General features: G+C 71.8%; 5 protein-coding genes and 1 pseudogene. 3 read left to right on the top strand and 3 right to left on the bottom strand.

The window, feature by feature from the left end; translation table 11 throughout:
- The 3 genes and pseudogenes from ACFW16_RS07360 to ACFW16_RS07350 form a co-directional block, all read left to right on the top strand.
- Window positions 1–2,130: pseudogene (locus tag ACFW16_RS07360) on the top strand (hypothetical protein); the annotation flags it as partial.
- Between the two features lie 12 nt (window positions 2,131–2,142).
- Window positions 2,143–7,491 carry a peptidoglycan-binding protein gene (locus ACFW16_RS07355; RefSeq protein WP_380303351.1) on the top strand — a complete coding sequence of 1,783 codons (5,349 nt, stop codon included), beginning with the start codon at window positions 2,143–2,145 and terminating at the stop codon, window positions 7,489–7,491.
- 9 nt (window positions 7,492–7,500) lie between these two features.
- Window positions 7,501–9,387: a M64 family metallopeptidase gene (locus ACFW16_RS07350; RefSeq protein WP_380303349.1), complete on the top strand. Its 1,887-nt coding sequence runs from the start codon at window positions 7,501–7,503 to the stop codon at window positions 9,385–9,387.
- Window positions 9,388–9,489: 102 nt separating this feature from the next.
- Here ACFW16_RS07350 and ACFW16_RS07345 read toward each other — a convergent pair whose 3' ends face one another.
- From ACFW16_RS07345 to ACFW16_RS07335, 3 genes are all read right to left on the bottom strand, one after another.
- A complete protein-coding gene (locus tag ACFW16_RS07345; protein ID WP_380303347.1) occupies window positions 9,490–11,553 on the bottom strand; it encodes a serine hydrolase in 2,064 nt (687 codons plus the stop codon).
- A gap of 173 nt (window positions 11,554–11,726) precedes the next feature.
- Entirely contained in the window at window positions 11,727–12,620 is an 894-nt protein-coding gene (locus ACFW16_RS07340) for an NAD(P)/FAD-dependent oxidoreductase (protein WP_380303345.1), read from the bottom strand.
- Complete coding sequence (locus ACFW16_RS07335) at window positions 12,610–13,074, bottom strand: Rrf2 family transcriptional regulator (protein ID WP_380303343.1); 465 nt, start codon at window positions 13,072–13,074, stop codon at window positions 12,610–12,612. The genes ACFW16_RS07340 and ACFW16_RS07335 overlap by 11 nt, the downstream gene beginning before the upstream one ends.
- Window positions 13,075–13,303 lie beyond the last annotated feature (229 nt).

The raw sequence follows: 13,303 nt of genomic DNA, 5'->3' as shown, positions 1-13,303 counted from the left end.
GAGCTGGCCCTGTCGAGCCTGGGGGGCTTCCTCGATGGCGGCGGGGTCTGGCCGCAAGGGCCGGCCGGTCTCTCGTTCTCGAGCTGGCGGCACGTCGCGGCCCTGGGGCGCGACGGCTATGTCCGCACCACCTATCGCGGGGGGCTGTTCCCGCTGATGCACCGGGCCACGCTGATCAAGGTCACCGAACGTCGGTTCGAACCCGCCGGCGACTCCCCGGTCGCCTATCTCCGCCAGTACCATCGCATCCTCGTCGACGAGCGCGAGCGCAGCTACGACGAGGGCGAGCTGGACCATGGCGGGCGCGGGATGCCGTTCGACCGCATCCGGATCAATGTCGACCAGACGCCGAAGATCAAGGTGCCGGAAGAGGCTGACCGGATCCGGTGGCCGAAAGACGGGGGCATCCAGACCCTCAGCTTCGAGATCGGGCCCGGCAACGGCTTCTGGCCGTTCCCCTGCACCGGCACCGACCGGGCCGGCAACCCGATCGATTTCGAGATCGGCCTGATCTTCGTGCCGGAGGACGACGACCCCAAGCCGCGCTTCGACGCGGTGGCCGGGTATTACGAGGCCCAGTGGGAGAGGACCGCCGCCCGCGCCAGGCCGGCGAAGATCAGGCTGGCCCCGTCCGACGCCGCCGTCGAGACCACCAGCTTCGTCGCCACCGGCTTCCGCTTCGCCGTCGATCTCGAGCGGGCCCTGCCGGGGCTGAGTGAGATCAACGTGCGGGTGCCGGCGGTCGAGGCGCTGACCGGCCGGCCGGCGGAGACCGCGATCGCCTATACGGAGGAGTTCCTGGGCGACGGCTTCGACGCGGCCGGCGTGTTCGCGAAGGTCATCGCAGCGAAACCGCTCGGCGTCGACTTCTCGGCCGACCAGGCCGGCGGCATCAGCTGCCCGAACCTGTCGGTGCGGGGCTTCTCGCGCGATTTCGGCCCGATCGGCGGCGACCTGGCTCAGGCGGCGCTCGGCCAGCTCGACCTCGACGGGGCCTTCGCCTCCGTCGACGCCACACTGTTCGGCGTGCTGCCCCTGCGCGAAATCCTCGCCTCGACCGCGTTGGGGGACGCCGCCCCGAAGATCAAGACCGAGCTGAAGCCCGATGCAGCCGCCCCCGAGCAGGCGGTCGCATCCATGACCTGGGCCTGCCAGACCAAGGAGCATGGGGTCGGCCCCCTGACCTACAAGCCCGATGGCAGCGGCCGGCTGGAGGTGAAGGCCGAGCTGGCCAGGCCGCTGCGCGACCCCATCGCCGCGCCGTCGACGGTGATCACCGGCACGCTGTCCGGCTTCTCGATCGAGCTGTCCGGCGTGGCCCGGATCAAGTTCGAGCGGTTCCGGTTCCGGTCGGAGACCGGCAAGGGCACCGAGGTCACGGTCGATCTCGACAGGGCCGAACCGATCGAGTTCCTGGGCGCGCTCGAGTTCCTGCACAAATTCACCGAGCTGCTGCCGCCGGGCCTGTTCGGCGCCAACGGCCCGCGCCTGAAGCTCCGGCCCGACGCCGTCGAGGTCGGTTTCGCCTTTGCCGTGCCGCCGGCCGCGGTCGGGGTGTTCTCGATCCGCAACATCGCGATCGACACCGCGCTGGTGCTGCCGTTCCTGACCGGCTCCCCGACCTTCGCCTTCGCCTTCTCGTCGCGCGAGAAGCCGTTCGGGGTTTCGGTGATCCTGCTGGGCGGCGGCGGCTTCGCCCGGGTCGTGCTGGACCCCGGCGGCGTCCGCGCGGTCGAGGCGATGTTCGAGTTCGGCGGCATGTTCTCGCTCGACATCGGCATCGCCAGCGGCTCGGTCCATTCCCTGGCCGGGATCTATCTCGGCCTCGCCAGATCCGAGGCCGGCGAGACGACCGCCGAGCTCACCGGCTATGTCCGGGTCGGGGGCGAGGTGTCGGTGCTGCTGCTCTACACGGCATCGATCGAATGCAACATCTCGCTCGGCTACTACCCGGACCCGCCGATGGCGCGGGGATCGGCCACCGTCACCGTGTCGATCCGCGTCGCCTTCGTCTCGAAATCCGTGTCCTTCAGCGTCGAGCGGCGCTTCACCTCCGGCAGCGAGCATCTCAGCATCGGCAAGGCCCTGACCGCCGACGACTGGGCGGCCTATGCCGCGGCCTTCGCCTGAAAGGTCCGGATCATGGCGGTGACCCTGAACCTGATCGCGATCCCGAACGGCCTGGCCTCGGACGGGCGGCTGGCGCTGTCGATCGTGGTGGCGCCGCGCCTGGCCGGCGCCACCGCCCTCGGCGCCTATCCCGACATGCTGGACTGGACGGCGCGGATCGCGGCGGCGCCGCCCCGCATCACCCTGCAGTTCGGCGCGGCGAGCGTCGGGGCCGAGCCGGTCCCGGCCGAATGGCGCCCGGACATCTGGCGGGTGCTGTTCCGCCAGGACACCCCGGTCGACCCGTTCGAGTTCGACGATGCGCGCGACCGGCTGGTGCAGTCCTACCGCACCCGCGACGCGCTCGCGATCCTGCAGGAGAGATACCTGGCCATGCTGGAGCGGAGCCCCGGGAGCCTCCCGGGGGCGCGGGAGGCCCGGAACCTGCTGGACGGGTTCCACCTGTCGGACCGCCCGACGGCCGAGACGCTCCGTGAACTTCGGGAGGGACGCTACCGCCGGCAGAAGCATCGGGCAGCGGGCGAGCTTGAAGGCACCAACCCTCTGGAGGACTTCTTCCTCTTCCACCGCATGCCGCAGCCGGGGCTGGATGCGCCGGACCCGATCCCGCGCACGGCCGAGGCCCTGTCCAGGGTCTTCGACTTCCACAAGGCGCTGACCGCCATCGCCAACCATCCGGCCCTGTCGCGGGCGCTCGGCCTGGTCCTCGACGTCACCGTCCCCGCCGACGCCGTCGCCCGCGGCCGGCTGGCGCGGCCCGGGCGCTTCGCGGCGCAGGCCCCGACCGTCGCGGTGAAGCGGTTCGAGCCGGCCGAGGCGTTCCGGGATGTCGTGCCGATGACGCCCGCCGTCTGCTACAGCCACCAGCCGGCCGCGGACGGGCAGCCGGCCGTCTTCGCGGCGGCGGCGCCCGGCGAGGACCGGACGATCGTCGAGGGCTTCCTCGGGCTGCCGGAGACCGGGTTCCACCTGCTCGATCTCGACCTCGACGGCGCCCTCGCCAAGGCCATGGGGCTCGCCACCATGCTGCAGCACGCGGCCGGGGCGCCCACGGTCGACGGTGCGCTGCCGTCGCTGCGCTCGGCCGGCCTGTCGCTGGCGATGCACGACCGCGGGGCGGAGGTGGTGCAGGCCCTGGCGCGGTCGGCCGGGATCGACGCGGCGCTGGCCGTCGGGCCGGGCCGCCGCCGTCCCGTCGTCCTGGGGGCGGCGGACCTGGTCCGGGGCTGGCGGCTCGACATCTGGTCGGCGTCGAACGGCCGCTGGGCCTCGCTGCACCGCCGGCGCGGGACCTACAGCTTCGGCGAGGACGCGGCGGTGCGCTTCGAAGCCGAGGAGGAGGGCTTCTCCCAGTTCGCCGCCGCCAGCCCGGTGCCGGACCCGACCCGGGCCGAGACCCCGGGCTTGCCCCCGGTGGAGACCGATCTCTATGTCCACGAGGCGATGGCGCGCTGGACCGGCTGGAGCCTGTCGGCGCCGCGGCCGGAGCAGCCGATCCACCGCACCGACGCGCACGACCCGCTGAAGCCGGACGACAGCGCCGATCTGCCGGTGACGGCCTTCCCGATGCGGCAGAGCTTCACGCCGACGCCGCGCTCCCTGCCGCGGCTGCGCTTCGGCGACCGCTACCGGATGCGCGCCCGGGTCGTCGACCTCGCCGGCAACAGCCCGCCGCCGACCGAGGCGGAGGCCGGCCCCGCATCGCTGCCGGGCTTTCCGGTGGCGCTGCCGCCGCTGCCGGATGCGCGGCCCTATCTGCGCCACGAGCCGGTGCCGCACCCGATCCTGGTGCTGCGCCAGGTGCCGGAGGAGCGCCGGCCGGCGCTCGACCGCATGGTGATCCGAAGCTTCAACGCCGACCCGTCGCTGGACGGTGCGGCCAGTCCCGATGTCGAGGAGCGCCACGTCGCGCCGCCGCGGACATCGGTCGACATGGCCGAGCGCCACGGCATGCTGGACGACGCGGCCGGCCGGGTGAGGGGCGACCCGGCGACCCTGGCGATGCTGGTGGCCCGCGACGACGCCAAGCTCGGCACCATCGCCATCGGCGACCCGCCGACGGCCGTGCCGGTCGAGGACGGGCCGCAGCTGGCCGTCGACTATCTGCCCGATCCGCTGGCGCGGGCGGCGGCCTTCCGCTTCCTGCCGGGCGTGCCGCCGGGGCGGGTGCTGTTCGCCGGCGCCGGCGGCCTGGTCAGCCGCGGCGACGATCCGGCGGGCGAGGACGGGCCGGTGCTGCAGGTCGGCTTCGGCCCGGCCTGGCCGGACCGCCGGGCCTTCCGCATCGTCGCCGTCGACGGCGACGCGCCGCCGGCCTGGGATCCGGTGTCCCGCGTGCTGACGGTCTCCCTGCCCAAGGCGTCGGTGTGCGAAACCCGGCTGAGCTCGGCCCTGGCCGATGCCGATCTCGGGCTGATGGCGATCTGGGCCTGGGAGCGCAGCTACCTGGACCGGCGCGCAAGGGAGATCGTGGCCAAGGGGCGGGGCGACGATGGGAACGGCACCCTGCTGGCGGTCGACCTGCAGGCGCATGCGCGGCTGGCCGCGCAGTGGTCGCGGCTGGCGCTGGAAGGCGGCCAATGGGCATTGACGCCGTCGATCCCCCTGCACCTGATCCATGCGGTGCAGCAGCCGATCGGGCGCCCGGCCTTCCTCTGCCCGCCTCCGGCCGCCTTCGTGCGGCAGCCGTCGATCTTCGCTGGGCGGCGCAGGCCGGCGACCGTGCCGCTCGTCGCCATGCGGGCGCCGGGCTCGCCCGACGCCACGCTGGTCGGCGACCTGCGGGTGCATCTGGCCTCAACCGGCCAGATCGACCTGCGGGCGCGCTGGGACGACGTCGTCCTCGACCCCGAGGACGAGAAGGGCTTCCGGCTCGAGCCGGCCCAGGCGATGGTCGAGCCGGTGCGGCTCGACCGGCCGGACGGGCCGGTCCCGGCCCAGGGCGCGGCCGGAGACGACACCCTGAGCGAGGCCGAGCGCGAGTCCAGGCGCCGCCGGGTGGCGGTGATCCGGCCGCCCGACCGCGTGTCCTTCGCGCCGGAGCGGCCCAGGGGGCCGGACGACCCGGCCATCGCGCCCGACACCATCCCGGCCGCTGCTCCGATCCAGGGCTTCGGCGACACCCGCCATCGCTTGGTGCGGTACGAAGCGGTGGCGACGTCGCGCTTCGTCGGCGACTTCCCCGCGGACCGGGATCTCGACTTCACCCGCACCGGCGATCCGGTCACGGTCTCGGTGCCCGGCAGCGCGCGTCCGCCCGCCCCGAAGATCGTCCAGGTCCTCCCCACCTTCGGCTGGCAGCGGGAGCGGACCAGCACGCTGGTATCGAGCGTGCGGGAAGGGCGTGGCCTGCGCATCTATCTCGACCAGCCCTGGTACGCCTCCGGCGAGGGCGAGCTGCTGGGCGTGGTGCTGCTGCCGGCCGGGCATCCCGCCCCCGACGCGCTCGAGCGCCGCGACCGCTATGCCGGGCGGATCACCGAATGGGGGCTCGACCCGCTGCGCCGGTCGGGCTGGCTTCCCGCCCTGCCGAGCCTGGCAGACCTGACCGCCGCCACGGTGACGATGGGCGAGGTGCCGCTGCCGCTGCCGGAGAGGGACACCGTCGTCGACGTCGCCGGGCATGCGGTCGCCTGGGATGCCGGCCGCAAGCTGTGGTACGCCGACGTCACCCTGAGGGCGGACTACGCCTACATGCCCTTCGTGCGGCTGGCCCTGGTGCGGTTCCAGCCCGACTCGATCCCCGGCGCCGAGATCTCGGCGGTGGCGCCGGCACAGGTGATCCAGATCGCGCCCGACCGCTCCGCCGTGCTGATCGCCGATCCCGACCTGCCCGCGCTCTACCGACTGGTTGTCTCCGGCCCCGGGCCGCAGGCCGGCGTGGAGGTGCCGTGGCGCAACCGGATCGAGGTGACGGTGGAGGAGCGCCGCGCCGACGTGGCCGGCGATCTCGGCTGGCGGCCGGCCCCGCCGACCATCGTCAAGGTCACGGCGGAGGCGTCGGGCGCCGACGGCCCGTCGGCCCTGTTCTCCGGCCTGGTCGAATTCGCCGCCGTGCCGGCGCCCGGCCGCTACCGGCTGGTGATCCGCGAATACGAGACCTGGCAGGTCGACGCGCCGGAGCCGGGCCTCCCCGGACTCCTGACGCCGCGGCCCGGGGCCCTGCTGGAGGCGCGGCCGAGCTTCGCCGGGCCTGCCGCCCCGGCGGGCGGGCTGGCGGCTCTCCGGCCGGCTGCGCCGGCGCGGCGTCCGCTGTGGGAGACCGGGTTCCCGGCGACCGGGCGCGCCCTCGAGCGGCCGAGCTGGTGGATGCTCCTGCCGCCGACGGCCGCCCGGCTGGTCTATGCCGAGTTCATCGGCGTCGAGCCGCCGGCGATCGCGACCGATCTCTCGGTCGGACCGGACATCGGCATCGGCGGACCCGGGCCGGGACAGGAGCCGGAGGAGCCGCCGGCCTGGCCGTCCTATGCTGGCCCTCTGGTCGGGTTCGGCCCGGCCTGGGAGGAGGTGCCCGAGATCGGGCCCGGCGCGGTCTCCGGCACGGTCAAGCTGGCCCAGGCGATGCTGAACGCCGCGACGGCCCTGCCGTTGCCCTTGGCGATCGACGGCGATTTCGGGGCGGCGACCGAGGGTGCGGTGCGCGCCTTCCGCGCCGCCGCCCTGCTGCCCGAGGCCGGCGGGCTGGACCCGCGGGCGTGGATCGCGCTGGCGCTGGCGGCGCCCTTCCCGGTGCTCGAGCCGGGCCTCGGCGATCCGCCGATGGCGGGTCCGCCGGTGGCGCTGCTGCAGCGCTTGCTCAACATCGTCGCCGACGCCGGCCCGCTCGCGGAGACCGGGGACTATTCCCCCGACACGGGTGCCGCCGTCGCCGCGTTCCAGGCGGATCGCGGCCTTCCCGCGACCGGGATCGTCGACCCGGCGACCTGGCTGGCGATCGGCGGGCTGTTCGACCTGGTCGGGCCCTCCGGCGTCGAACGGGTCGTGCTCGACTTCGACCGCGGCCGCCTGGCGGCCGGCGAGCCGGCGGTGCAGCTGGTGCAGCGCGAGACCATCGACCAGGACCTGCAGCCGGCGTCGGACCCGCTCGACCAGGACTGGGCCGGCCGCAGCGGCACTTGGCTGGAGCTGCGCGACGGCACCGGCCGGCCGCTGTTCCGGCGGCTGCTCGGCCAGTCGCTGGCCTGGGGCGCGGAGGTGCCGGGCGGGGACGGCGAGCCCATGGCGCGGCCCGGCCCGCCGCCGGACCGGGCGACGATCACCGCCGTGCTGCCGATCCTGCCCGCCGCGCGCAGCCTGGTGGTCCAGGCGACGCTGGAGCCGCATGCGCCCGCGGTCCCCGTCGCCGTCTTCGAGCCCTGGTGAGAGGCCGCCATGCCGCTTCCGATCGAGCGCGTCGAACCGGTCGCCTTCTGGCTGCGCGGCAGCCCGTTCGACCGGACCCTGGCGCTGCGCATCGCCATCCTGTCCGAGGGGTTCCTGCCCAACGAGATGCAGGCCTTCCGCGAGGCCGCGGACGGGATCGTGACGGCGCTGCGGGACCATCCTCCGTTCAATCGGCACTGGGACCGGATCGGGATCGTCCGCATCGATTGCCGGTCCGAGGCCAGCGCCACCGTCCTCCAGCCCCTGCATGCGCCCCCCGCCGGCTACTGGGACCGGACGCCGTTCGACGTCCATTTCGACCCGGGCATCGCGCGGTCGCTGCAGGGGGACGCGTCCGCGGTGCGGCACGTCCTGTGGGAGCTGACCGGCCTGCCGGCGTTCGACTCCGTCCTGGTGCTGGTGAACAGCCAGCACCCTGCCGGCGTGGCGCCGGACAGCGTCGCGTTCCTGACACTGCACGGCAGCACCAACGCCCGGTTCGAGACCTTCGTGCACGAGCTGGGCCATGCAGCATTCGGGCTGGCGGATGAATACGAGATCCGGACCGGCGCGCCCGGAGAGCCGGTCCACGCCGTCCGCAACCCGCCGGAGCCTGCCGAACCCAACATCACGGCCCAGCGGCGGCGCGGGCTGATCCCCTGGCAGGACGCCCTGACCCCCGGTGTCCAGATCCCGACCACGGTGGCGTCCCCGCCGGGTGGCTGCGTCCGGGACAAGGCGGCGCGGCCGCATGTCCCGCCGCTTCCAGCCCGGGCGATCGGGCTGTTCGAGGGCGGCGGTCAGGTGTCCTGCGGTCTGTTCCGTCCGGCCCTGGGCTGCCTCATGCGCGGCGAAGGGGAGGCCCTGTTCTGCGATGTCTGCGAGCGTCATATCGACCGCTGGCTGGCCGCGCATGCGATCACCGCCGCGACCAGCGCCGCGGTGGCGGAGGAGCGGTGGACGCATATGGTCCCGTTCGACGGGAACGGTCTGTCCCTGGCGATCGCCTATCACGCCCCCAGCGGGCGGATCACCGCCTACGATGTGAGCCGCCTGGCCGATCGCGGCTCGCCCGTGCTGACCCCGATCCGGGACGTCACCATCACCGGCGGCTTCACCGCCATGGCGGTGCTGGCGCAGGGCGTCGCCCGCTACCTGCTGCTGACCAACCTGTTCACCGACCAGCGGGTGATCTACCGGATCGACCTGTTCCCGACCCCCGGCACCAACCCGTGGCTCGATCTCGTCCTGGCGACCCATTCGGCGCCCGTGCCGGGCTATTCGCATGTCGTGCCGTTCGAGTTGGATGGCGGCCTCTACGTGCTGCATTACGGGCGCATCACCGGCGAGCTGGCGCTGCAGGAGATCGATTTCAGCGCCGGCGTCGCCATTCCGAACACCATCGCCTCCAGCCGCGCGGGCACCCTGGCGCCCTGGCGCCCGCTGCTGTCCGGCCTCGCGGTCGTCGACATCGACGGCCTGCCCTATCTGGCCGGCGTGGACGCGGCGCAGCGGACGATCGCCATCGCCGCGCTGCGCCTCCCGTCCGGGCCGGCGCCCGCATCGATGCTGACCGAGACCTTCACGGCGGGGCCGGAGTTCATCCGCGGGCTCCAGACCCATGCGGCGGGGCTGTCGGTGCACGGGCGCGGCGCGCTCTGCCTGTACTCCGCCCTGGGCGGCGGCATGGCGATCTACCGCCCGCGCAAGGGCGGGGCGGGGCTCGACTTCGAGTTCGGGATGGACTGGCCGCCGGGGGCCGCGGCCCTGTTCGACGTCGGCTTGCCGGCGCTGGGCGCCCTGGGCCGGCTCGACAACGGCGTCGGCCCGCGGTTCGAGCTGGTCTGGCTGTACAATGCCGGGCTGCAGCGCTTCTTCACCGTCCATCTCCGCTGAGGGCAGGGTGTGCGTCGCCTGGAATATAGTTTCCCAAATAAATCCGAAAGAATATGAGCATCGACCGAAGCGACACCTCGGTCGATGCTTTCTCGCGGTGATCTATTTGCCGTTCCAGTATTTATGATAGATCCTGCCGTCCTTGCCGCGGACGTACACGTCGCGGAAGCCCGCGCCCTCGGCGATCACCGAAGGTGAGCTGCCGAGGCGGAAGCCGCCGTCGTCATGCAGCGACCAGCCTTCGTCGGAAGGGTGCCAGCGCTTGCCGTCCCAGAATTTCTGCCACAAGCGGCCGTCCGTTCCCTGCACATAGATGTCGTGCGCGTCTGGGCCGTAGACGACCACGGAAGGGGCGCCGATGATCGATCCGCCCAGCCCGAACCATCCTGTCCAGGTCTTGCCGTTCCAGTATTTGTGATAGACCTTGCCATCCTGGCCGCGCACGTAGACGTCCCGGAAATCCTTGCCTTCGGCGATTGCGGCGGGCGCGCTGCCGAGACGGAAACCGCCGTCCTCATGCGGCGCCCAGCCTTCGTCGGAGGGATTCCAGCGCTTGCCGTCCCACCATTTCTGCCACAGGCGGCCATCCGTTCCCTGCGCATAGATGTCGTGGGCGTCCGGGCCGTAGACGACGACGGCAGGGGCACCGACGATCGATCCGCCCAGCCCGAACCATCCGGTCCAGGTCTTGCCGTTCCAGTATTTGTGATAGACCTTGCCGTCCTGGCCGCGCACGTAGACGTCCCGGAAATCATTGCCTCTGGCGATCACGGCGGGCGCGCTGCCGAGGCGGAAGCCGCCGTCGTCATGCGGCGCCCAGCCTTCGTCGGAGGGATTCCAGCGCTTGCCATCCCACCATTTCTGCCACAGGCGGTCGTCCGTTCCCCGCACATAGATGTCGTGGGCATCCGGGCCGTAGACCACGACCGCAGGCGCATCGACGATCGATCCGCCGAGCCCATACCATCCGTGCCAGTCGGAGAGGCCCCACTCGGTGTGGAACAGATCATGCGCCGGCCAATCGCTCTGCTTCACTTCATCGAGCAACTGCTGCCACAAATCGGCATGGTTGATCGTCTTTGACTCGAAAGCGAGCGTGGCGGGGCCGTTCTTGTTCCAGAGGACGGTGATCGAAAGACCATCCGGACGATAGATGACGGCGCTGGCGGTTCCCGGCATGACTCCGCCGTGCCCGTAGGTGGTCCCGCCGGACGTAACCTGCTGCCAGCCGAGCATCTTGCCGATGGGCGTCTTCAGGAGCGGATTGTCGCTGCCGCGGCTGAACTGCGACAGGACCCTGGCGTAGTCCGGCGCGGCCAGAACCCAGCCGCCGAACGAATCGTAGTTCCGGAAGTTCTCGGCGCCGTAAGGGAATTCGACCATCGGCTGCGATGGCTCGAGCATGCTGGGGCCGGTGCGCTCGGCCGCGTCGTGATAGAAGACTTCCCCTTTGGCCCGTTCTTCCTTGCGATTGAACGCGATGCGGGGGCGCCCCACGCCGACCGGGACGAAAACGGATTCGAGCAACGCCTGCTCGTAAGGCTTTCCCGTCTTCTTCTCGATCACCAGGCCGAGAATGCTGTAGCCGAAATTGCTGTAATGCGAGTCCGTGCCCGGCCAGAACTGCAGCGGCTGGGCGACGCCGAACGACGCGACATCGTATTTCGTCACCGGCACGGATCGGCCGAAGGCGGCGGCCACTTCGACATCGCGATTGACGGGATCGTTATGGCCGTTGATGTCTCTGTTCCACCCGCCCCGGTGTCCCAGCAGATGACGGATCGTGACGGCCGGCCAGTAATGCCCGGGTTGATTGTCGGAATTCGGCTTCGGATCGAGAGCCGGTGCCGTTCCCGCAGGCGTCTTCAGGTTGAGGATCGCCTGTGCCTTGTCGTCCAGTCCCATCAGGCCTTTTTCAACGAGCTGATAGATGGCGATGCTGGTCAACGGCTTGCTGCAGCTCGCAATCCGGAACACGCTGTTCGGCCGGGTCACGGGATAGTCGGGGTCTCCCCAGGTGTATCCTCTGGAGAACACGAGGCGGTCGTCCTTGGTGATGGCGATCGACCCTGCACGCACATCGTGCTGCGTCATGTAGGCTCTCATCGCCTGGTCGAAGCGTGCCAGTGCCGGCACCTCCGGTCCCGTGATCGTCCACGTTTTCATGGGTTCGGCTCCGTGCTGTCTGTCGGTCGAGGTGTGATGAAGACCGGAACCAGAATGCAGGAGCCGCACCGCTTCGGATGTTCCCCGGGATACAGCGGGTTCGGACGGGTGAAAGCTCGGCGTTCGGCTGCGGGGCGGGCGTCCGCGCGGCCGGGCGACGTCGCGGAGGGCGCTCAGAACACCAGCGAGCGGTGCAGGGCGGTCCCGGCCATGACGCCGTCGGCGGTCGCCCAGGTCGCGTTGTGGGCGCCGCGGGTGATGTCGCCGGCGGCGAAAACGCCCGGCACCGTCGTCGCCTTCTGCGGATCGGTGCGGATGATCGGGCCGGTGGGGGCATCCTCCAGCTTGCAGCCCAGCTGCTGCGCGATGCCGCTGTTCAGCCGCGTGCGCGGGGCGAGATAGAGCGCAGCCGCTGCCGCCGTCCGGCCGTCGCCGAGCTCCACCGCGGACAGGCCGGCGCCGTCGCCGTGCAGGGCCCGCACCGGCGCCGGCTCGACGGCGACGCCGCGCCGCCGCAGCTCGGCCGACGTCTCCTCGTCGGGCTCGGGACCGCCGTCGAGATAGAGCGTCGTCGGCCCCCATTCGGCGATCAGCATGGCCTGATGCGCCGACATCGGCGAGGTGCTGAGCACCCCGAGCGGCCGGCCGCTGAACTCGAAGCCGTGGCAGTAGGGGCAGTGCAGCGCCGAGACGCCCCAGCGCTCGGCCAGCCCGGGGATGGCGGGCAGCTCGTCCGACAGGCCGAAGGCCAGCACCAGCCGGGCGCCTTCCAGCACCTCGCCGGTCTCCAGCCGGACCGAGAAGCCGTCCGCCTCCCGCGCCGCCTCGACGGCCTTTCCCTCGACCACGGTGGCGGTGGGATAGGCCGCGACCTGCGACCGCGCGGTGGCGATCATCGCGCGCGGGTCGCTGCCGTCCTGGGTGAAGACCCCGTGCGAATGCGCGGCGAAGCGGTTGCGCGGCGCCCCGGCGTCGATGACGCGGACCGAGCGCCGGGCCCGGGCGATATAGAGCGCCGCGGTGAGGCCGGCGAAGCTGCCGCCGATGACGATGGCGTCATGTCGCATGAACAGTCTCCAGGTCGTGGGATCCGCCGCGGGCGACGAGGCGGGCGTGGAAATCGGCGCTCAGCATCGCCAGCGTCACGTCGCCGAGGCGCGAGAGCAGCAGCGCCTCGGCCTCGTCGAAGGCCTGGCCGAGGGCCGCATTGACCGCCTGCTCGACCAGGCAGCCGGGTGACTCCGTGCGGTTGCCGACGGCCAGCAGGGACGGGCGGCCGAGAGCGTCGTAGACGTCGCGCAGCGTCACCCGCGACAGGTCGCAGGCCAGGCTCCAGCCGCCGCCATGCCCCTTGTCCGACCGGACATAGCCCTGGTCCCGCAGGCCCGCCATGATCCGCCGGATCACGACCGGGTTGGTGGTCATGGCCTTGGCCAGGATCTCGGAGGTCACGGGGCGATCCAGCTCCGCCATGTGCAGCAGGACATGGAGCACGCCCGACAATCGGCTGTCGCGTTTCATGTAACCATAGATGTTACATGATGTGGCGAAGTCAAGAGGCGGAGGGCCAGGTCGGACGGCGAGCGCGGCCATGTGGTCCTCGTCCGGGGACCCGCCCTTACCCGGTCTCGCTGCGCGAGGCCTCAGAGACCGTTTGGAAATGCGCTGGTGTGAGTCGGCTGGTGATTGTTTCGAGAGCCGGAGCGCAGCGGACGTCAAGTCCGTGAGCACCGGAAGCGCTCAAGCCCGT

Origin of the sequence: Inquilinus sp. NPDC058860, from assembly GCF_042743185.1 — a bacterium.
Lineage (GTDB): Bacteria > Pseudomonadota > Alphaproteobacteria > DSM-16000 > Inquilinaceae > Inquilinus.
This window is presented reverse-complemented; position numbering and strand designations above follow the sequence as displayed.

Bases quoted from the DNA above. Each gene is read 5' to 3' on its own strand.
- ACFW16_RS07355 (WP_380303351.1), top strand. From the start codon at position 2,143: ATGGCGGTGACCCTGAACCTGATCGCGATCCCGAACGGCCTGGCCTCG.
- ACFW16_RS07335 (WP_380303343.1), bottom strand. From the start codon at position 13,074: ATGAAACGCGACAGCCGATTGTCGGGCGTGCTCCATGTCCTGCTGCAC.
- ACFW16_RS07340 (WP_380303345.1), bottom strand. From the start codon at position 12,620: ATGCGACATGACGCCATCGTCATCGGCGGCAGCTTCGCCGGCCTCACC.
- ACFW16_RS07345 (WP_380303347.1), bottom strand. From the start codon at position 11,553: ATGAAAACGTGGACGATCACGGGACCGGAGGTGCCGGCACTGGCACGC.
- ACFW16_RS07350 (WP_380303349.1), top strand. From the start codon at position 7,501: ATGCCGCTTCCGATCGAGCGCGTCGAACCGGTCGCCTTCTGGCTGCGC.